At 36.7% G+C, this 18,701-nt stretch carries 23 protein-coding genes and 1 riboswitch; of the genes, 3 read left to right on the top strand and 20 right to left on the bottom strand.

Features of this window, described 5'->3' with window-relative positions; translation table 11 throughout:
• Positions 1–12: 12 nt before the first annotated feature.
• From ahrC to BJK46_RS03340, 11 genes are all read right to left on the bottom strand, one after another.
• A complete protein-coding gene (gene ahrC / locus BJK46_RS03290) occupies positions 13–465 on the bottom strand; it encodes a transcriptional regulator AhrC/ArgR (protein WP_014613844.1) in 453 nt (150 codons plus the stop codon).
• Between the two features lie 282 nt (positions 466–747).
• A complete protein-coding gene (gene dxs / locus BJK46_RS03295) occupies positions 748–2,616 on the bottom strand; it encodes a 1-deoxy-D-xylulose-5-phosphate synthase (protein ID WP_103263543.1) in 1,869 nt (622 codons plus the stop codon).
• Between the two features lie 69 nt (positions 2,617–2,685).
• The gene (locus tag BJK46_RS03300) at positions 2,686–3,567 is read right to left on the bottom strand and encodes a polyprenyl synthetase family protein (protein WP_041613228.1); all 882 of its coding nucleotides are present in this window, start codon (positions 3,565–3,567) and stop codon (positions 2,686–2,688) included.
• Complete coding sequence (locus BJK46_RS03305) at positions 3,548–3,772, bottom strand: exodeoxyribonuclease VII small subunit (RefSeq protein WP_014613841.1); 225 nt, start codon at positions 3,770–3,772, stop codon at positions 3,548–3,550. Before BJK46_RS03305 ends, BJK46_RS03300 begins: the two co-directional genes overlap by 20 nt.
• Positions 3,756–5,102, bottom strand: coding sequence for an exodeoxyribonuclease VII large subunit (gene xseA / locus BJK46_RS03310; RefSeq protein WP_014613840.1), 1,347 nt, complete (start codon positions 5,100–5,102; stop codon positions 3,756–3,758). The genes BJK46_RS03305 and xseA overlap by 17 nt, the downstream gene beginning before the upstream one ends.
• Before the next feature lie 8 nt (positions 5,103–5,110).
• Positions 5,111–5,503 (bottom strand): transcription antitermination factor NusB, encoded by a 393-nt coding sequence (nusB, locus tag BJK46_RS03315; RefSeq protein WP_014613839.1) that lies wholly within the window; start codon positions 5,501–5,503, stop codon positions 5,111–5,113.
• Between the two features lie 20 nt (positions 5,504–5,523).
• Positions 5,524–5,898: an Asp23/Gls24 family envelope stress response protein gene (locus BJK46_RS03320; RefSeq protein ID WP_014613838.1), complete on the bottom strand. Its 375-nt coding sequence runs from the start codon at positions 5,896–5,898 to the stop codon at positions 5,524–5,526.
• Positions 5,899–5,918: 20 nt separating this feature from the next.
• Positions 5,919–7,274, bottom strand: coding sequence for an acetyl-CoA carboxylase biotin carboxylase subunit (gene accC / locus BJK46_RS03325; protein ID WP_014613837.1), 1,356 nt, complete (start codon positions 7,272–7,274; stop codon positions 5,919–5,921).
• Between the two features lies 1 nt (position 7,275).
• Complete coding sequence (gene accB, locus BJK46_RS03330) at positions 7,276–7,737, bottom strand: acetyl-CoA carboxylase biotin carboxyl carrier protein (RefSeq protein ID WP_037542948.1); 462 nt, start codon at positions 7,735–7,737, stop codon at positions 7,276–7,278.
• 332 nt (positions 7,738–8,069) lie between these two features.
• A complete protein-coding gene (gene efp, locus BJK46_RS03335; RefSeq protein WP_014613835.1) occupies positions 8,070–8,627 on the bottom strand; it encodes an elongation factor P in 558 nt (185 codons plus the stop codon).
• Positions 8,628–8,645: 18 nt separating this feature from the next.
• On the bottom strand, positions 8,646–9,716 hold the full coding sequence (locus BJK46_RS03340; RefSeq protein WP_096535711.1) for a M24 family metallopeptidase: 1,071 nt from the start codon (positions 9,714–9,716) through the stop codon (positions 8,646–8,648).
• 94 nt (positions 9,717–9,810) lie between these two features.
• On the opposite strand from BJK46_RS03340, the gene BJK46_RS03345 reads away from it, so the two are divergent.
• Together BJK46_RS03345 and BJK46_RS03350 are read left to right on the top strand one after the other, a co-directional pair.
• Positions 9,811–10,410 (top strand): coiled-coil domain-containing 22 family protein, encoded by a 600-nt coding sequence (locus BJK46_RS03345; protein ID WP_014613833.1) that lies wholly within the window; start codon positions 9,811–9,813, stop codon positions 10,408–10,410.
• 20 nt (positions 10,411–10,430) lie between these two features.
• Positions 10,431–10,655: an SA1362 family protein gene (locus tag BJK46_RS03350; RefSeq protein WP_014613832.1), complete on the top strand. Its 225-nt coding sequence runs from the start codon at positions 10,431–10,433 to the stop codon at positions 10,653–10,655.
• 115 nt (positions 10,656–10,770) lie between these two features.
• Here BJK46_RS03350 and BJK46_RS03355 read toward each other — a convergent pair whose 3' ends face one another.
• Positions 10,771–11,601: a lipoate--protein ligase family protein gene (locus tag BJK46_RS03355; protein ID WP_103263542.1), complete on the bottom strand. Its 831-nt coding sequence runs from the start codon at positions 11,599–11,601 to the stop codon at positions 10,771–10,773.
• Between the two features lie 159 nt (positions 11,602–11,760).
• On the opposite strand from BJK46_RS03355, the gene BJK46_RS03360 reads away from it, so the two are divergent.
• Positions 11,761–12,138, top strand: a complete 378-nt coding sequence (locus BJK46_RS03360; RefSeq protein ID WP_370498505.1) for a rhodanese-like domain-containing protein — start codon at positions 11,761–11,763, stop codon at positions 12,136–12,138.
• A gap of 355 nt (positions 12,139–12,493) precedes the next feature.
• On the opposite strand, the gene gcvPB is transcribed toward BJK46_RS03360, so the two are convergent.
• The 8 genes from gcvPB to comGC form a co-directional block, all read right to left on the bottom strand.
• Positions 12,494–13,966, bottom strand: a complete 1,473-nt coding sequence (gene gcvPB / locus BJK46_RS03365) for an aminomethyl-transferring glycine dehydrogenase subunit GcvPB (protein WP_014613829.1) — start codon at positions 13,964–13,966, stop codon at positions 12,494–12,496.
• Positions 13,956–15,305 (bottom strand): aminomethyl-transferring glycine dehydrogenase subunit GcvPA, encoded by a 1,350-nt coding sequence (gene gcvPA / locus BJK46_RS03370; RefSeq protein ID WP_014613828.1) that lies wholly within the window; start codon positions 15,303–15,305, stop codon positions 13,956–13,958. Before gcvPA ends, gcvPB begins: the two co-directional genes overlap by 11 nt.
• Before the next feature lie 12 nt (positions 15,306–15,317).
• On the bottom strand, positions 15,318–16,409 hold the full coding sequence (gene gcvT / locus BJK46_RS03375) for a glycine cleavage system aminomethyltransferase GcvT (RefSeq protein ID WP_015729161.1): 1,092 nt from the start codon (positions 16,407–16,409) through the stop codon (positions 15,318–15,320).
• 75 nt (positions 16,410–16,484) lie between these two features.
• A riboswitch (glycine riboswitch) is annotated at positions 16,485–16,580 on the bottom strand.
• Positions 16,567–17,094: a shikimate kinase gene (locus BJK46_RS03380; protein ID WP_014613826.1), complete on the bottom strand. Its 528-nt coding sequence runs from the start codon at positions 17,092–17,094 to the stop codon at positions 16,567–16,569. (Overlaps the previous riboswitch by 14 nt.)
• Positions 17,095–17,257: 163 nt before the next feature.
• Entirely contained in the window at positions 17,258–17,743 is a 486-nt protein-coding gene (locus BJK46_RS03390; protein WP_080552896.1) for a competence type IV pilus minor pilin ComGF, read from the bottom strand.
• Positions 17,649–17,882 (bottom strand): hypothetical protein, encoded by a 234-nt coding sequence (locus BJK46_RS03395; RefSeq protein ID WP_014613824.1) that lies wholly within the window; start codon positions 17,880–17,882, stop codon positions 17,649–17,651. Before BJK46_RS03395 ends, BJK46_RS03390 begins: the two co-directional genes overlap by 95 nt.
• Before the next feature lie 71 nt (positions 17,883–17,953).
• Positions 17,954–18,415: a competence type IV pilus minor pilin ComGD gene (gene comGD, locus BJK46_RS03400; protein WP_234984582.1), complete on the bottom strand. Its 462-nt coding sequence runs from the start codon at positions 18,413–18,415 to the stop codon at positions 17,954–17,956.
• Positions 18,372–18,695 (bottom strand): competence type IV pilus major pilin ComGC, encoded by a 324-nt coding sequence (gene comGC / locus BJK46_RS03405; RefSeq protein WP_015729165.1) that lies wholly within the window; start codon positions 18,693–18,695, stop codon positions 18,372–18,374. Before comGC ends, comGD begins: the two co-directional genes overlap by 44 nt.
• Positions 18,696–18,701 lie beyond the last annotated feature (6 nt).

Here is an 18,701-nt window from a genome sequence, read left to right on the forward strand (position 1 = left end):
TGACATCCATCCTTATAACATATTGAAAATTCTTTCTTTAATTTCATCAGCTGAAGGGTTATCGCGACAAATAATTAAGCACGTATCATCACCACAAATCGTACCTAGCACTTCTTCCCAATCAATTTGATCCAGTATCGCACCAATTGATTGTGCATTACCTGGCAACGTTTTTAGCACGAGTAAATTATTAGCACTGTCGATTTTTACAAATGAATCCATCAAATAACGTCCTAGTTTTTCAAGTGGATGATAACGACGATCATTAGGCAAACTATAAATATATTGACCACTTGGTGCAGGGACTTTAATTAATTGAAGCTCTTTAATATCTCGTGACACTGTTGCTTGCGTGACGTTCATATCGTAATCATTTAAACGTTTCACCAACTCGTCTTGTGTCTCGATTTGTTCGTTTGAAATAATTTCTCTAATTTTTATATGTCTTACAGATTTTTTAGGCATAATAGACACCTCGTAACGAATATTTATACAATGATTTTACCACACTCGGTTATGATTTACCTACTTAAGTGATGTACGTCATCGTAAGAAACAATTGATATAACGATTGACTTTTGAAATTCAAAAACAGCGTGCGTAACGATTCAATATATACGAAAAATGTATATGATTCTCCTTTTGAGTAGGAAAATTGAATAAAGATAGAATTGAAATGAAACAAATGTGATCATTTTCGTCATTAAAAAACACGAGCAACTGTAATACATTACTCGTGTTTGGATGTTAGTCTAAAAATTGTTGAATTGTATGAACGAGCGGGTCATGCGTTAACCCTAAATCTTCTAAAATTTGCTCTACATCTCCGTGCTCAATGTACGTATCATCAATACCGAGTCTTTTGATACGATTGGTGTATCCATGATCGGTGAAGTAATTTGCGATTTGACTGCCTAAGCCACCATTTAGCATCGCTTCCTCAACTGTAACCACAGGCGTGTTTTTGGCACCTAAGTCACCTAAGACAGTCGTGTCCATCGGTTTGATATAACGTGCATTAATGACGCGTGCTTGAATCCCTTGCTCTGCTAAAGTTTTAGCAACTTCAACTAAAGTCGCGAGTGTGGGTCCATAGCTGATAAGAGCCACGTCTTGACCTTCAGTTAAGTCTTCCCATGTTCCAATAGGCAAGTGCTCACGTTTATCAGTGATTTCAACGCCTAAACCATTGCCACGTGGATAACGAATTGCAATTGGCCCTTGTGCATGATGCATCGCTGTATAAACGAGATTTTTCGCTTCATTTTCATCTTTAGGCATCGTTACAATCATATTTGGAAATTGTGTCAAGAAACCAACATCAAACACACCTTGATGCGTTTCGCCGTCTGCACCAACAAGGCCAGAGCGGTCCACTCCAAAAATGACGTTTAAGTTTTGACGATCAACATCATGTAACACTTGGTCATACGCGCGTTGTAAAAATGTTGAATAGATCGCAACATACGGTTTCATACCTTCTATCGCTAAACCAGCCGCCATCGTGACAGCATGTTGTTCAGCAATACCGACGTCAAAAAATTGCTCCGGCAACTCGGACTGGAATTTTGTAAGTTTAGAACCTACAGGCATTGCAGGTGTAATAGCAACGACACGACGATCCTTTTTCGCATATGACAGAATTTCATCACTCATTAACTGACTCCATGAAGGTCCTTGTGTTTGGCCTTTAATCTGTTCGCCAGTTTCTAATTTGTATGGTCCTAAGCCGTGCCAAGTGCCAATTTTATCATTTTCAGCTGGATGGTAACCTTTCCCTTTTTTCGTTACAACATGAATCAACACTGGTTTGTTAATAGAATCTGCTGCAGCCAAGGCAATCTCCAGTTCTTCAAAGCTATGGCCATCAACTGGACCAATATAACGAATTCCGAGCTCTTCGAAAAACGCGCCATCTACAACTAAATATTTTAAGCTGTCTTTGATACGATCAGCAGATTCACGTAATCGACTGCCCCCAGGCAAACGACTTAAAATCGATTCAGCATCAAATTTGAGTCGGTTATAACCTTGGTTCATTCGAATACGACCGAGCATGTTATGCATCGCGCCAACATTAGGTGCGATACTCATTTCGTTATCGTTTAAAATAATTGTCATGTTTGTACGGTCATGGCCGATGTTGTTTAAAGCTTCAAGTGCCATACCACCAGTCAGTGCACCATCACCAATAACTGGAACGATATGATTCTTTTTGCCTAAAATATCTCTCGCTTTTGCCATGCCCATCGCTGCTGATAATGAGGTAGAACTATGCCCAGCTTCCCACACATCATGATCAGACTCTTTTAATTTTGGAAATCCACATAATCCTCTATATTGTCTTAATGTTTCAAACTGATGACCGCGGCCTGTCAAAATTTTATGAATGTAACTTTGATGACCGACATCCCAGATAATTTTATCTTCTGGACTATTAAAATGCTTATGCAGTGCGATTGTGAGTTCAACAACACCTAAATTTGCACCAATATGGCCCCCCGTGACAGCACACGTTTGAATTAAGAACTGTCTCACATCGTGACTCAATGCTTCAAGCTCTTTAACAGAAAGACTTTTTAAGAATGAAGGATTCTGTATATTTCTTACGTCCATTGAAATCACCCTTAATTTTTTCTTTCGTACTGATTATAACACTTCAATCACATCATAGATAGACAGAACCTAATTTTGACGTTGGTAAAAAAGTGTTAACAAATAGTTTAAATCTGTTGTATCAAATTCCGTTGATAATGATGTTAAAATGGCTTCGGCTTTTTGAATATGTGCTTGAAGTTCTTGTTCAGCACCCTTCTCACCTAAAAGTGTGACATACGTACTTTTATGATTAGTGACATCACTTCCAACTGGTTTGCCTAATTTCGCTTCATTACCATACACATCTAAGAGGTCATCTTTAATTTGGAAAATGACACCTAAATGTTGAGAGAACTGAATCAATTGTTGTGCAGTTGTTTGACGAATTGATGTAATGATTGTTGCAGCTTCAATCGCAAACTGAATCAGTGCACCCGTCTTATGAATGTGAATGCTTTCGAGTTTTTCGAGTGAAATTTGTTGATTTTCACTTTGCATGTCTAATGTTTGACCGCCTACCATACCTTGATGTCCACTTGCTTGACTTATTTTTTCAATAAGTGCAACTTTAATTTGAGCGTCGATATGAGGTGTCAACGCAATCTTTTCGAACGCTTTTGTCAACAAGGCGTCTCCAGCCAATATCGCTAGCCACTCACCATAGACCGTATGATTCGTCGGTTTACCACGCCGCAAATCATCATCATCCATTGCGGGTAAATCATCATGAATCAATGAATATGTATGAATCATTTCGAGCGCTAAAGCAACATGCATACCACTCTCAAGCTTTTGATGATCCAACATTTTAATTGTAGCTAGCATGAGTAAGGGGCGTATTCTTTTCCCACCAGCTTCTAGAGAATAACGCATACTCTGTTCAAGAGAAGTACCTAGTTGAGAATCTTCAATTGCATGATTCAAGTGGCCATTAAATTGTTCTAATAACTCATTCAGATTTTGATTCATTACTTTCATCTGCCTCTTTATCCATTAATTCTGCTACTTTCTTCTCAGCATCACTCAATGTTTTTTCACATGATTTAGAAAGCGCAATGCCTTGTTGATACAATTCTAAAGATTTTTCTAGCGATATCGTATCATGATCTAGCTGATTTACAATATTCTCTAATTCTTTCATCATTTCTTCAAAAGATTTATTTTCGGTCGTCATTTTGCCACCTCACCTTTTCAATTCTTGCATCTAAAGCGCCATCTTTCATAGTGACTTCAATGCGTTCACCTTCATGTATGTCATGACTACTCGTAATGACTTCATCATCTTTTTTAACTATAGAGTAGCCTCGTAACATCGTCTTTGTAGGACTCAAATTATCAAGCGATAACAGTTGATGTTGAAAGATTTGCTTTTTAGAAGTTAAAATACGTTGAATTTGTTTATGTAACTGAGATGATAAATCTATAGATGCTTGCTTTTGACGTTGTACGTTATCATAAAAATATTTAATGCGAATGCGTTGTTGCAACATCGCTAACCGTTGTTGTTCATGTTGTAGTCGCAATTGCATAGATTGATGAAGGGCGCGATCGAGCTCGTCACGTTTTTGTATTTGCTGTTCATATAACAAACCAGGTTGCTTAAGTTTGTAATACGATTGCAGCTGCTGTAGTTGTTGTGATGTGTGTTTTAAATGTTGCTTCATATAACGATTTAAATACGCACGCGTTTGATACAACACTTGTTTGAGCTCTTGTTTGTCCGGCGTCGCTAACATCGCAGCTTGTGTCGGTGTCGCGGCACGTAAATCAGCAACAAAGTCACTAAGTGTTGTATCTGTTTCATGTCCAACAGCAGATATAACAGGTGTTTGACATGAAAAAATAGCTTTAACAACATCTTCCTCATTGAAGTTCCACAAATCTTCAATTGAGCCGCCACCCCGTCCAAGTATAATCACATCTGCACCGAGTTGATCCGCAGATTGTAATTTTTCGATGATGTCCGCTTTTGCTTGTGCCCCTTGTACGAGTGTACTGATTTTGATTTGTTGAGCAAGTGGGTAACGATTGTTCAAAGTGTTTTGAATATCTCGAATAGCTGCGCCGGTACTGGCTGTAAGTATCGCAATTTTTTGAGGATACTTAGGTATAGGTTTTTTATGAGCAGGGTCAAAATACCCTTCTTTCATAAGCTTATTTTTTAATTGCTCAAATTTTTGGTAAAGATTCCCTACCCCGTCCAGTTGCATATGATTAACGTAAATCTGATAGTTACCACGTCGTTCATAAACTGATACTCGTGCTTCAATGAGAACTTGATCTCCTTCTTTTGGGTCGAAATCAAGTTGATTTGCCTGTGTTTTAAACATCATTGCAGCGATAACACTGTTTTCATCTTTAACGGCAAAATATAAATGACCACTACTGTGACGCTTAAAATTCGACAATTCACCCTTGATGTAGACACTTTGAAGATGTGGGTCTTGATCAAATTTATATTTAATATATTTAGTTAATGCAGAGATTGTTAAATATTTTTCCATGCCATCACTCAATTTCTTTTAATGTGACTTAATACACCATTGATAAATTTATAATGATCATCATCGCTAAATTGTTTTGCCAGTTCTACTGCTTCATTAATAATAACTTTTTCTGGTGTATCACTGTGGTTCATTTCAAATGTCGCCATACGCAAAATGATACGATCAGTTTTCAACAAACGCGCAATCGTCCATCCGTTCAAATGCGGACTAATTGTTTCGTCTAAAACATGTTGATGATCTTTCACACCAGAAACAAGCCATTTAATGAAGTCGAAATCTAAATCTGGATAGTCTTCTTTTATAAAACTAATCGCTTCATCAATCGTCAACTCTGTATTTTTCATCTCTAGTTGGAATAATGTTTGAAAGGCTTGACTTCTTGCTTGTTTTCTACTCATTTTAATTCTCCGTTCATCAGTTAATCACGATTATTTTTGGCCATTTCTATATGTGTAATGTGCACATTGATTTGTTGAGGTGTGAGTGCAGTCATCGTTCGCAATGCACTATGAATGGATTCTTGAACTTTTAACGCTGTTTCGGAAACTTTAACGCCATAATTTAAAGAACAATAGACATCAATAGTGATTTCATTGTCTTTTGTTGTGATTTTAACGCCCTTACTTAAGTTTTTGCGACCAAAGCGTTCCAAAGTTGAATTTTTTAAATCCGGAAATACCCCTTCAACACCCTTCACTTCTGACACTGCAATACTTGCAATAACAGAAATGACTTCAGGTTCGATTTCAACACTTCCAAGATTTGGGTTGAAATGTTCAATTGGCTTTGCCATATAAGTTGCCCCCATTCAATTTAATGATCTTCATTCATAATATCGTAAATCTCTAAAAATTTGGTGCTAAAGAAACCTTGATTGAAGACTGGATGATTTAGTAAACGAATATGGAAAGGAATGGTTGTATCGATTCCGAGTACGACAAATTCACTGAGCGCACGTAAACCAGACATAATGGCTTCCTCTCTCGTCGGTTGATGTACAATCAATTTCGCAACCATTGAATCATAGTATGGTGGAATGACATAGTTCGTGTAACAAGCTGAATCAATCCGTACACCAAATCCGCCTGGTGTTAAATACTGTTCGACTTTACCAGGTGAAGGCATAAAGTTTTTATAAGGATTTTCAGCGTTGATACGAAATTCAATGGCATGACCTTGAATTTGAATATCATCCTGTGTATAAGGTAATTTTTCTCCCATAGCCACTTTGATTTGTTGTTTTACGAGATCCACACCTGTCACCATTTCAGTCACTGGATGCTCGACTTGAATTCGCGTATTCATTTCCATAAAGTAAAATTGATCTTCATCTAAATCATATATAAATTCAATAGTTCCTGCGTTAAAATAATTGACCGCTTTAGCTGCTCTTACAGCTGCATCACCCATCTCTTTTCTTTTCTCTTCAGTAAGAATTGGAGAGGGTGATTCTTCAACAAGCTTTTGCATGCGGCGTTGAATCGTACAATCACGTTCGCCAAGGTGAATCACGTTTCCATGCTCATCACCAAGAATTTGAATTTCAATATGACGGAAGTTTTCAATAAATTTCTCTAAATATAAGCCACCATTACCGAAAGCTGTTTCTGCTTCTTGTTGTGTCATTTTATAACCATTGATTAATTCTTCTTCATTTCGTGCGATACGAATCCCTTTACCACCACCACCAGCAGTTGCTTTTATAATAACAGGGTAACCAATTGAGTTAGCAGTTTGGATGGCATCTTCAATCGTGTGCACAAGTCCCTCACTACCAGGAACAACAGGGACATTTGCACGTTTCATTTCTTCTTTTGCAATATCTTTAATCCCCATTTTCTGAATCGATTCATAGCTCGGTCCAATAAACTTCAGTTGGACAGCTTCACACAATTCCGCAAAATCACCATTTTCAGCCAAGAAGCCATAGCCAGGGTGAATACCGTCACATCCCGTAGAAGTGGCGATAGATAAAATGTTCGGTATGTTCAAGTACGAATCCTTTGATTGCTTGGGCCCCACACAGTAGGCTTCGTCGGCTAATTGAGTATGTAATGCATCTTTGTCGCCTTCAGAATAAATCGCTACAGTTTGGATACCCAATTCGTGACATGCGCGAATAATGCGCACTGCAATCTCGCCACGGTTTGCAATTAATATTTTTCTCATATTATTTCACCTTGAATAAAGCTTGGCCATACTCAACCATTTGTCCATCTTCAACTAAAATTTCAACGATTTCACCAGCCACTTCAGCTTGAATTTCATTAAATAACTTCATGGCTTCTAATATACAAACAGTTGTATCAGGTGTCACTTGATCACCGATTTGAACATAAGCGCTCTCTTCAGGAGACGGTGATTTATAGAATGTACCGACCATAGGTGCTGTAATCGTTTTGAGTGATGTATCAGCCTCTGTTGTTGGTGTATCTACTGATGCAGCGTTTACTTGGACAGGTTCAGCTGTTACAGTTGGTGCAACCATTTGCTGAGGTGCTGAGATTTGTTGAGTTACAATTTCTTTTTCTTTTTTTAAGTTGATCGTTGTACCTTTATCTTCAATACTGATTTCAGTGAGGTTAGAATTGTCTAGAATATTAATTAATTCTTTAATCTCTTTAAAATTCATTTTGGTTACTCCCTTATGATTGATTATTTCTACCCTACTATTTTACTTGAGTGTATAAGGCAATTCAAGAAAATACATAATATCTAAAGCGTAGTAGTGACTTTTTCATTCTTACTAAATGATTCAATCGATTCGCTTTGGTTGATCGTATCGTCTTTGAAATATTCAACGATGCTATGTTAATAGATAGAATAAACAACGCTGATTATGGCTATGTATAGCTTAAAAATAAAATATGGACTAACAAGACAATCATCAGCCTCATTAGTCCAATAATAATATTCTATTGGTCACATTATCAGGAAAATCTCGTTCACCTGATATGAATTAAATTAACCACGTGATACGTAGCTACCATCTGTTGTGTTAATGACTAACACATCGCCTTCATTAACGAATAACGGCACATTCAATGTGTAACCTGTTTCAACCGTTGCTGATTTTGTTGCCCCTGTCGCTGTATCCCCTTTAATCCCAGGTTCAGTTTCAGTTACTTCAAGTTCAACAGTTTTTGGTAATTCCACACCGATTGTTTCGCCTTGGTACGTTTGGATATGTACATCCATGTTTGCTTTTAAAAACTTCAATTCGTATTCTAAGTAATCTGTGCTTAGTTCTGTTTGTTCGAAAGTTTCGTTGTCCATGAATACGTGATTGTCGCCATCAGCATACAAATATTGCATACGGCGGTTTTCAATCATCGCAGGCTCAACTTTTTCGCCTGCACGGAAAGTTTTTTCTTGGATTGCACCTGTTCTTAAATTACGTAATTTTGATCTTACAAACGCAGATCCTTTACCAGGTTTAACATGTTGGAATTCTATTACTTTCCAGATTCCGTTATCAACAGAAATCGTTAAGCCTGTTTTAAAATCATTTACAGAAATCATTCAGTTTCCTCCTCAGAATCACTCTTCTTTTAAAATAATAAGGTCTTTTGTGCAATTAGTAAAGCGTTCGCCGCCATTTTCTGTAATTAAAATATCATCTTCTATACGAACACCACCTAATCCTTCTACGTAAATACCAGGTTCAATCGTCACACAATGATTTTTTTCTAAGACGACATCTGATTTTTGAGACAGGCCAGGAAGTTCATGAATGTCTAAACCGATACCGTGACCTAACGAATGACCAAAGTGTTTTCCGTAACCCGCTTCTGTAATAATATCTCGCGCAATACTATCCATTTCTTTACCTGTCATTCCTGGACGAATCGCTGCAATGGCGGCTTCTTGACTTTTCAACACGATATTGTAAATTTTAACCATTTCTTCAGAAGGTTGGCCGACAGCGAAAGTACGTGTGATATCTGAACAATAACCGTTGTAGTAAGCACCAAAGTCTAACGTGACCATTTCTCCTGACTGAATGACTTTATCGGAAGCTACACCGTGTGGCATCGCACCTCGAATACCTGAAGCGACGATAGTATCAAATGACGTGTCGTCTGCGCCTAAATGCAACATTTTACTTTCCAAATGCGCCTTAACTTCTTTTTCAGTCATACCCGGTTTAACGACAGTGAGAATATATTTATATGCTTCATCCACAATTTGTGCTGCTTTTTGAATCGCTTTAATTTCATCTTCATCTTTCGTTTGACGAATCGTTTCAATAGCTTGACCGATAGAAATGAGATCGTGACGGCCTTGGTTTAATTTTAAAAATGAATCATAAGCGACGAGATGACCTTCAAAACCAATATTTTGTAAATTTAATGTTTTAAATTGTTCTGTTAATGCGGAGAACAAATCACCTTTTTGTAAAATGACCTCAAACTCAATGGCTTGTTGTTGTGCTTGATCAGTATATCGGAAATCAGTAATGAGTAGTGCTTTGTCCTGTGTAATGATGAGTGCGCCACTTGTACCTGTAAACCCTGATAAATAGCGGCGATTAAAGTCAGATAACACAGTTAAACCATCGAGATGTTTGTCTTGTAATAAAGTTCTTATCTTTTGAAGTCTATTTTTCATACAAAAATTCCTCCTTATATTTGTACTTAATTACATGATACCTTAAAATGTAGTCATATGTAGTGAAAAACAATTGAGTGTTTAGGAGTTTAATATGAAAAAGAGAATTTGTGCGAGTATCAGTGTTGCATTTTTATTGTCAGCCTGTGGAAGTCAAAACCTGTTACCTCTAGAAAAGAGAAGTACGGATTTAAGTGACAAAAATCATGAAATTAAATTAGAAAATCAGCAACTTAAAAATGAAAATGCGAAAAAACAAAAACAAGTGGACGCTTTGAAAAAAGACTCAGAGAATACAAAACAAGCGAAGTCTAATCAGAAAAAAGCAGATTATCTTGAAATTTCATCACAATATTATGCCTCTGTAACGGATGCGATTAATGCCTACCAACAAATTGATTCGAAAGTGTTAGCAAACAAAAAAGAGGATAAAGTGTTGGATCAATTAGATCAAATTATTGAGGATCATGAAAGTGCGATGGAAAGTTACCAAGATGCCACGGAAGATGAAAAGATTGTTAAAAAGGATAAATCAATCAAAGCACAGGACAAAGAAATTAGAAAACTACAAAAAGAAATCAACAGTGCTTTAACAATGATTCGAAAAGGTTATAAAGCGAAAGATAAAAATGAAATTCAAAAAGGACGTCAGAGCTTATCAAACATCAATGTGAAAACTACAAATGCAGGATAATATAAAGAGGAGTAATTAACATGACAACTTTCCAAAAAATGATATTCGGTGTAATAATTTTTGTCGCACTAATCGGATTAATTTTCAATTTAGATGTAGTACTTTTTAGTATTTTTAGATCAATCATTACAGTAGCTATTATTGTCGGCATCATCTATTTAGTCTATTTCTTTTTCTTTTTAACGCCAGATCAACGGGATTACAAAAAGCGTGTTTGGAAAAATAAATTCAAAGGACGTCGATAAGTGCGTGTTTAAGAATCACTTATTGAGAAAAATTGAAGTTAACAATATTATAAGGCTGGGCGCATATCATTGAGCGTTTTCCAGCCTTTTAATTTACAGTGATTAAACCTGATGATTATTTGCGATATAAAAATGCCTCTGAACGATATTTTTCTTCTAATGCTTTTACTTCATCTTGTTGCGCTACTGTTAATTCTAGCGGTTTAAATTCAATATCGAGTGCTTTTTTGAAACCTTCTTTAAACGCCACTTCCATTTGTGCTAAAGTGATTGTTTCATTTGATAAATCATTAATGGCCACTGCTTTTTCGACAAAGGCTTCTTTCATTTTTGCTTTCAATCTCTCGTTTTTGAAAATAAACATGTCGAACAAGTCATCAATATCCACATTTTGAAGAATCGAACCGTGCTGTAAAATCACGCCCTTTTGTCTCGTTTGAGCACTGCCAGCGATTTTTTTACCTTCAACAACGAGTTCATACCAACTTGGTGCATCAAAACAAACAGAACTTCTCGGTTGTTTGAGCTTCTCTCGCTCTTCTTTTGAACGTGGTACCGCGAAATGTGCATCAAAGCCTAATGATTTAAAGCCTTCTAGTAAACCACCTGAAATCACACGATAGGCTTCAGTAACGGTTTGAGGCATATCAGGATGAGCTTCTGGTACGATCACACTATAAGTTAATTCTTTATCATGTAAAACACCACGGCCTCCTGTTTGGCGTCTCACTAAACCGTAGCCCTTTTCTTTGACCTTTTCGATGTCAATTTCTTTGGAGAGTCGTTGGAAATAACCAATTGATAACGTTGGTGGATTCCAAGTGTAGAATCGAACGACCGGATCAATTTCTCCTCTTGATACAAAATTTAACAAAGCCTCATCCAATGCCATATTGTAGTATGGATGATGACTTCCTGTATTCATAAAATGCCAAGTTTCTGTCATTTGCTATAAAGCCTCCCTATGAAATCTCATCGGGCATATGTTATGTTTCAAAAAATTTAAAATTGCCAACATATGTCACACATAAAAATTTTGATAAATTAGTCTATCAGTCTTATAATAATAATATCGGTATTTTAGGGAGGATGCAAGATGAGTAACATGACATTAATCGTTTTAATTGTGTTAGCATTGGTCATCATTTGGATGGTAACGAACTTTATCATTAATAAGCGATCAGTAACAGAATTAAACCAAGAAGAATTTCAAGAAGGTATTAGAAAAGCACAAGTGATCGATCTTAGAGAAAAGGCAGACTATGATTATGGTCATATTATTGGTGCACGAAATATCCCTATGACAATGTTTCGTCAACGATACCAAGGATTAAGAAAAGATCAACCCATCTATCTTGTTGATGCAAATGGTATCGCAAGTTATCGAGCTGCACGTACACTTAAGAAAAAAGGATATACGAACTTGTACATGTTAAAAGGCGGCTACAAAAAATGGACGGGCAAGATTAAATCTAAAAAATAGTAAAAAGAGCTAGTGGATCCAGTAAAAATGTGGATAATCTAGCTCTTTTTTATGTGTTTGATTAAATCAGAATCGTAGTATGTTGACTTTCTATCACATTTATAAATTTTTGAAAAAGCATGGATAGATCGAAAAGATAAAAGTAGACAATACTACGCTTAAAAAGAAAGAATAGCCATGATGCTACGTTTTTTAAGGTTTAGAACAAATGTTCGCAATTCCTATATTTTAGCATTTTACGCTGAATCACACAATAAATATCACGTTCAAATAAAAACAGGGGTGGGCATCAAAAATTTTTATGTCCCATCCCTCTGTTTACGATTAGAAACAATAAACAGGTCGTAAAATCTAGTTACTTTTCTTCTTTTAAGTTCTCAAATTTTAAAATTGGCTTACGTGCTGCTGTAGTTTCATCCAAACGATCGATAATTGTTGTATGTGGTGCTTCTAACACTTTATCTGGATCTTCCTCAGCTTCTTTCGCAATTTGGATTAAGGCATCACAAAAATAGTCTAGCGTTTCTTTAGATTCTGTTTCTGTCGGTTCGATCATCATACCTTCATCAACAATGAGTGGGAAATAAACTGTAGGTGGATGAACGCCAAAGTCTAATAAACGTTTCGCCATATCTAAAGTACGTACACCCAGTTTCTTTTGCTTCGTACCACTTAATACAAATTCATGTTTACAATATTGATCAAATGGAATAACGAACGTATCTTTTAAACGCGCTTTCATGTAGTTCGCATTTAACACAGCCGCTTCAGACACTTCTTTCAATCCTTGATAACCCATTGTACGAATATACGTATAAGCACGTAAATAAATACCGAAGTTGCCGTAGAATGGTTTCACACGTCCAATGGAATATGGGATGTCATTATCATACTCAAAACGGTCGCCATTTTTCACAACGAGTGGTTTCGGTAAGTAATCACGCAACTCTTTTTTCACGCCGATTGGACCTGAACCTGGACCACCACCGCCATGAGGCCCTGTAAATGTTTTGTGTAAATTAAGGTGAACAGCATCAAATCCCATGTCTCCTGGACGTACTTTATCCATAATTGCATTGAGGTTAGCGCCATCGTAGTATAGTAAGCCCCCTGCTTCATGCACAATATCGCGGATTTCCATAATATTCGTTTCAAAAATACCTAATGTATTCGGGTTTGTTAACATAATTGCAGCTGTTTTATCACTCACGACTTCTTTTAGGTGGGCGATATCTACTTCACCTTTTTCATTCGACTTAACTGTGACAGATTTGAAACCAGCAAACGCTGCAGAAGCTGGATTCGTACCATGCGCTGAGTCAGGTACAATGACTTCATCTCTTTCTGCATCGCCATTTTGTAGGTGATATGCCTTGAAAATCATCAGTGCTGTCCATTCACCATGTGCGCCCGCTGCAGGTTGGAGTGAAATTTCATCCATTCCTGTAATTTCTTTTAATTCTTCTTGCAAGCTGTAAATGATTTCTAACGCACCTTGAATTTGATCCTCATCTTGTAATGGGTGTGCTTCAGTAAATCCTGGAATACGTGCAACTTTTTCATTGATTTTAGGATTATATTTCATTGTACACGAACCTAATGGATAGAATCCTGAGTCAACGCCAAAGTTTTTATTCGAAAGCTCAGTGTAATGACGAATTAAATCAAGTTCTGATACTTCAGGAAATTCAGCTTTATTTTTACGAATGAATTTTGAATCGAGAAGTTGATTCGTAACATCGTTATCAATTTCTCTTTGCGGTAAAGAATATGCAAAGCGACCTTTTCTAGAACGTTCAAAAATTAATGGACTAGATTTACTTACCATTGATTTCACCAGCTTTCTGCACAAATGTATCGATTTCTTCTTTTGTTCTCAATTCCGTTACAGCAACGAGCATGTGGTTTTCAAACGTATCATCAACTACACTTAAGTCGAAACCACCAATAATACCTTCATCTAGGAGGGCACGGTTCACTTCAGCAATTGAACGATCAAAGCGAACGACAAATTCGTTATAAGATATGCCGTCTAAAACAGTGAAACCGTTATTTTTAAATTCCTTTTTGGCATAGTTGGCATTTTCCATGTTTTGAACGGCAATTTCTTGAAGCCCTTGTTTACCTAACGCTGACATTGCAATTGAAGACGCTAATGCATTCAGTGCTTGGTTTGAACAAATATTAGATGTCGCAGTTTCACGACGGATATGTTGTTCACGTGCTTGTAACGTTAATACAAAACCACGATTACCTTCATCATCTGTCGTTTGACCTACAAGACGGCCAGGAATTTTACGCATTAATTTTTTCGTTGTTGCAAAATATCCACAGTGCGGACCACCGAATTGTGTAGGGATTCCGAATACTTGTGTATCACCTACAACGATATCTGCGCCGAATTCTCCTGGAGGCGTTAATAAACCTAAAGATAAAGGATTCGCATATACGATAAAGAGCGCTTTTTTATCAGCAATCAATGTTTGAATCGCTTCTAAATCTTCAATTGAGCCATAGAAGTTTGGATACTGTACTGCAACAGCTGCCGTCTCATCATCAATAGCTGCTTCTAACTTTTTCAAGTCTGTCACAGTGCCATCTAAATCTACTGTAACGACTTCATATTGTTCGCGAATTTTTGAATAAGTATTTAACACTTGTAAAGCTTGATAATGTAGACCCTTAGATACAACAATCTTATTTTTCTTCGTGTTACCCCACGCTAATAAACACGCTTCAGCAAAACTTGTCATACCGTCATACATAGATGAGTTCGCAACGTCCATCGCAGTTAACTCACAAATCATAGTTTGGAATTCAAAAATTGCTTGTAATTCCCCTTGTGAAATTTCAGGTTGATATGGTGTATAGGCAGTGTAGAATTCAGATCTAGAAATCATCGCATCTACAACAGCTGGTGCATAATGGTCATAAACGCCTGCACCTAAAAATGATGTATGTGTTTCTTTTGTAATATTTTTATTTGCAATACGTGTTAATCGCTTCAATAATTGTGTTTCAGGCTCTGCATCTGCAATGTTTAAATCTCTGCTTAATAGCACATCTTCAGGAACATCACTGTATAGTTCTTGAATAGATTTAACACCAATCGTCTCTAACATTTCTTGCTCGTCTTTTTCAGTTAATGGAATATAACGATGACTCACTGTATTCACTCCCTATCTTTCAATTTGATTCTTTTTAACAATTTTCGCTTTCACTTGACGCTTTCTCACTTGTACAACGACTTCTTTCCCCATTTCAAAAGCATCACGTGCAATGATGCCCATACCGATAGCATGACCTGTAGATGGTGATTGTGTACCTGAAGTCACTTCACCAATTTCGTTGCCATCTAAATCATAAATCGTGTATCCAGTTCTAGGAATGCCTTTATCAATCATACGAAGGCCTACTGTACGTCTTGGTGCACCATTCTCTTTTTGTGATTGAAGTACAGATTTACCAATAAAATCTTCCTCTATTAATGGTTTAGCTGCAAAAGCGATCCCCCCCTCATAAGGTGTGATAGATTCAGATAAGTCTTGTCCGTGAAGTGGTAATCCTGCTTCTAAACGTAACGTATCACGCGCGCCTAAACCACATGGCGTCACATCTTTTGATAAAAGTGCGTCCCATATTGTAGTGACATCCTCACTGTCACAATAAATTTCAAAGCCATCTTCACCTGTATATCCAGATTGTGAGAGAATCACATTTTTACCGAAAATTTTGACATTTTGCTTAAATTCGAACATACCCATTTCACTGACATCTTCAGAAACATTGTCTTGAATGATTCGTCTTGCATTTGGACCTTGTAATGCCAGCTGACCATATTGATCGGATACATTTGTCACTGTAGCGTCAAAGCGACTACTATGTTGTACAATCCAGTCGTAATCTTTATCAACGTTAGCAGCATTAACGACTAATAAATATTGCGTTTCTCCAAGTTGATAAATGACTAAATCATCAATGACACCACCTTCTTCATTACATAAAGCCGTGTATTGAGCTTTAGATAATGTCAGTTGGTTTGTATCGTTAGAAAGTACATATTGAACAAGGTGTGCGGCTTCTGGACCTTCAATGCGAATTTCCCCCATGTGGCTCACATCGAATAAGCCAACGTTAGTACGTACCGCGTTGTGTTCTTCTTTAATACTTGAGAATTGAACTGGCATCGCCCAACCACCAAATTCAACAATTTTAGCCCCTGCATCAACGTAATGTTGGTAAAGTGACGTTTTCTTGAGTTCTTCTGACATGTAGTCCCCTCCTAATGTGTAATAAAAAACAGAGGAGTACCTTCATACTCCCCTGTTGAGATGCCTTCAGGAATGCGTCACAATATTATCCTTTTACCTGAGAGATTCGTAATCTATCATTACTTGCTCCTTCGGTGATGAGTCGTACCCATACTCTCTAATATTGATCATTCGCAGACAATTTAATTTTAATTTCATTAAGCGTTTCTGATAACGGTGCTGCTGATGAAATCTTAATGAATGCGATTTCATTATATCTTGAAATACGCGTCGAATACAAGTGTTTTAAAGATTCGAAACTTTTTTTATTAGCATTAGGTCGATTTGTATCGTCTTTAACCCTTTCATAAAGTGCTTCAATCGGTGCATCAACCCATATGGCTTTCACTTCTGCTTCTTTAAGAAATTGATACGTCGCGTCATAAGTGAGAATGCCGCCGCCTGTCGCAATAATATCATAGGATTGTATTGCTTTTTCTAAACATTCAAATTCATGCCGTCTAAAACCTTGTTCGCCTTCTTCTTCAAAAATTTGTGGAATTGATTTTTGCGTTTCAGTTTCGATATAAGCATCCAAATCAATGAATGAACATTGATAACTCTCTGCTAGTGTTTCTGCAATGGTTGTTTTACCTGCACCCATAAATCCGATGAATAGAAGAGGTGTATCCATTTTTAATTTCATATATTACTCACCTTTGTCGATAATTCGCGCTATTTGATATTCATAGTCATCTGACAGCGCATCTATAGTTTGTAATTTTAGACTATAAATCAGTAAATAAAAAGAGATAAAAGCAAAATATGCAGATAAAATGATAAACAATAATGGCAAGGTAAAGCCGTGTTTACAATAGAATCTCTTTTTCATGTGTTGTAGTCCCTTCCTGGTAGGTTATTTTCATTAGCATTAAATCATGAGTTAATTTTTCAAAGTGAACGTCTACAACATGGTTACACATCGTAATATTTCCTCGATGACCAACAGTTTTTATAATTTTTTGATTGCGCAATTTGTAATTAATCTCTGTATTCGAATCTCTTATTTCTAGTTCTTTCTTTTTAATCATCTTTGCTTTTACATCTTTAGCATGAAGTGTATGTGAGATATCCTTAATCATCAGTTCGATATCATATGTTCGATCTTCAAATACTGTCGTTTTTAATTGACCTAAACTGAAAATAAGTAAGGGTATGAGTAATACAATAGTCATTTGAATTACTAGAGCAACGAGACTTTCAATGAGCGTGAAGCCCTGCTTTTCGATAGCAATATTTTTGTTTGGTTTGATGATTTTGTATACACAATTGATGTGCTGTCGGAATAATTTCATAATGAGACACCGTCAACTTCTTTTCTGGAATTTGATGTTGAATGACTTCAAACAATGTACGTTTTAACGTTAAATCTTCCACCGCTTCACGATATGTTTTGACCATTTGGTGCGTCATAGGAAGAAGCTGTAAAATCATGATACTGAGGAGAAACATCGCAAAAAGACTTTCTATAAAAACAAAGCCTGATGTTATTTTGAACTTGTTTACTATTGATAAGATATACGGTACCTCCCTTGTTCAATATGGAAAATAAGAGAAAAGGCACGCTGTTGATGTTCAAAACGTAATGTGCCAAATTGATTCGCTTTTCCGTCTTTATCAAAAATGAGCGCATGAATATTTGAAGTCATCTTTAATTGAAGCGGTGCAAGTGGAATCGTAGTCACTCGGTGTGGGTGAATTGTCTCAATTTTAATATCGTTACGGTTAGGACGAAAAAGTAGCATGACAGGCGCGTGACTCTTAATGGCATACGCTTGATAATAGTCGATTTCACTTGTCAGTTTTTTGATCTCATATTCTGTCGTATTATGGAACAAGTTGAATTGGGGATGCGCCATAGTTATGGAAATAAAGACAGAGATAATGGCGAGTACTAACAGCATCTCAATGAGTGTAAAGCCATCATGACGCAACTGCTTCGCCATCTCTGATTGTGATCTCTTCACCTGATTTGCATGTTTTTTGACTTTCTTTAATGTAGCCTTCACGAACTAAATCATCAATCGTATTCGGTTTGTGGTTAAACTTTAAAGCATAGGCTTCTATTTGACTATCGACCATTTTTAATTGTGCAGCACAACCCGTTTTTTGGATATGATCTGACTGCTTAGCAATATTCGGGATAATGAGAATCAATAGTACACTAATAATTAACAGAACAAGTAGCATTTCAATTAATGTAAAACCTTTCTTTTTGTTGAATTTTAATTTAAGTTGTTGAATCATTGTCAA

The sequence above is a fragment of the Staphylococcus pseudintermedius genome (assembly GCF_001792775.2).
GTDB lineage: Bacteria > Bacillota > Bacilli > Staphylococcales > Staphylococcaceae > Staphylococcus > Staphylococcus pseudintermedius.

Bases quoted from the DNA above. Each gene is read 5' to 3' on its own strand.
- ahrC (WP_014613844.1), bottom strand. From the start codon at position 465: ATGCCTAAAAAATCTGTAAGACATATAAAAATTAGAGAAATTATTTCA.
- dxs (WP_103263543.1), bottom strand. From the start codon at position 2,616: ATGGACGTAAGAAATATACAGAATCCTTCATTCTTAAAAAGTCTTTCT.
- BJK46_RS03300 (WP_041613228.1), bottom strand. From the start codon at position 3,567: ATGAATCAAAATCTGAATGAGTTATTAGAACAATTTAATGGCCACTTG.
- BJK46_RS03305 (WP_014613841.1), bottom strand. From the start codon at position 3,772: ATGACGACCGAAAATAAATCTTTTGAAGAAATGATGAAAGAATTAGAG.
- xseA (WP_014613840.1), bottom strand. From the start codon at position 5,102: ATGGAAAAATATTTAACAATCTCTGCATTAACTAAATATATTAAATAT.
- nusB (WP_014613839.1), bottom strand. From the start codon at position 5,503: ATGAGTAGAAAACAAGCAAGAAGTCAAGCCTTTCAAACATTATTCCAA.
- BJK46_RS03320 (WP_014613838.1), bottom strand. From the start codon at position 5,898: ATGGCAAAGCCAATTGAACATTTCAACCCAAATCTTGGAAGTGTTGAA.
- accC (WP_014613837.1), bottom strand. From the start codon at position 7,274: ATGAGAAAAATATTAATTGCAAACCGTGGCGAGATTGCAGTGCGCATT.
- accB (WP_037542948.1), bottom strand. From the start codon at position 7,737: ATGAATTTTAAAGAGATTAAAGAATTAATTAATATTCTAGACAATTCT.
- efp (WP_014613835.1), bottom strand. From the start codon at position 8,627: ATGATTTCTGTAAATGATTTTAAAACAGGCTTAACGATTTCTGTTGAT.
- BJK46_RS03340 (WP_096535711.1), bottom strand. From the start codon at position 9,716: ATGAAAAATAGACTTCAAAAGATAAGAACTTTATTACAAGACAAACAT.
- BJK46_RS03345 (WP_014613833.1), top strand. From the start codon at position 9,811: ATGAAAAAGAGAATTTGTGCGAGTATCAGTGTTGCATTTTTATTGTCA.
- BJK46_RS03350 (WP_014613832.1), top strand. From the start codon at position 10,431: ATGACAACTTTCCAAAAAATGATATTCGGTGTAATAATTTTTGTCGCA.
- BJK46_RS03355 (WP_103263542.1), bottom strand. From the start codon at position 11,601: ATGACAGAAACTTGGCATTTTATGAATACAGGAAGTCATCATCCATAC.
- BJK46_RS03360 (WP_370498505.1), top strand. From the start codon at position 11,761: ATGACATTAATCGTTTTAATTGTGTTAGCATTGGTCATCATTTGGATG.
- gcvPB (WP_014613829.1), bottom strand. From the start codon at position 13,966: ATGGTAAGTAAATCTAGTCCATTAATTTTTGAACGTTCTAGAAAAGGT.
- gcvT (WP_015729161.1), bottom strand. From the start codon at position 16,409: ATGTCAGAAGAACTCAAGAAAACGTCACTTTACCAACATTACGTTGAT.
- BJK46_RS03380 (WP_014613826.1), bottom strand. From the start codon at position 17,094: ATGAAATTAAAAATGGATACACCTCTTCTATTCATCGGATTTATGGGT.
- BJK46_RS03390 (WP_080552896.1), bottom strand. From the start codon at position 17,743: ATGAAATTATTCCGACAGCACATCAATTGTGTATACAAAATCATCAAA.
- BJK46_RS03395 (WP_014613824.1), bottom strand. From the start codon at position 17,882: ATGATTTTACAGCTTCTTCCTATGACGCACCAAATGGTCAAAACATAT.
- comGC (WP_015729165.1), bottom strand. From the start codon at position 18,695: ATGATTCAACAACTTAAATTAAAATTCAACAAAAAGAAAGGTTTTACA.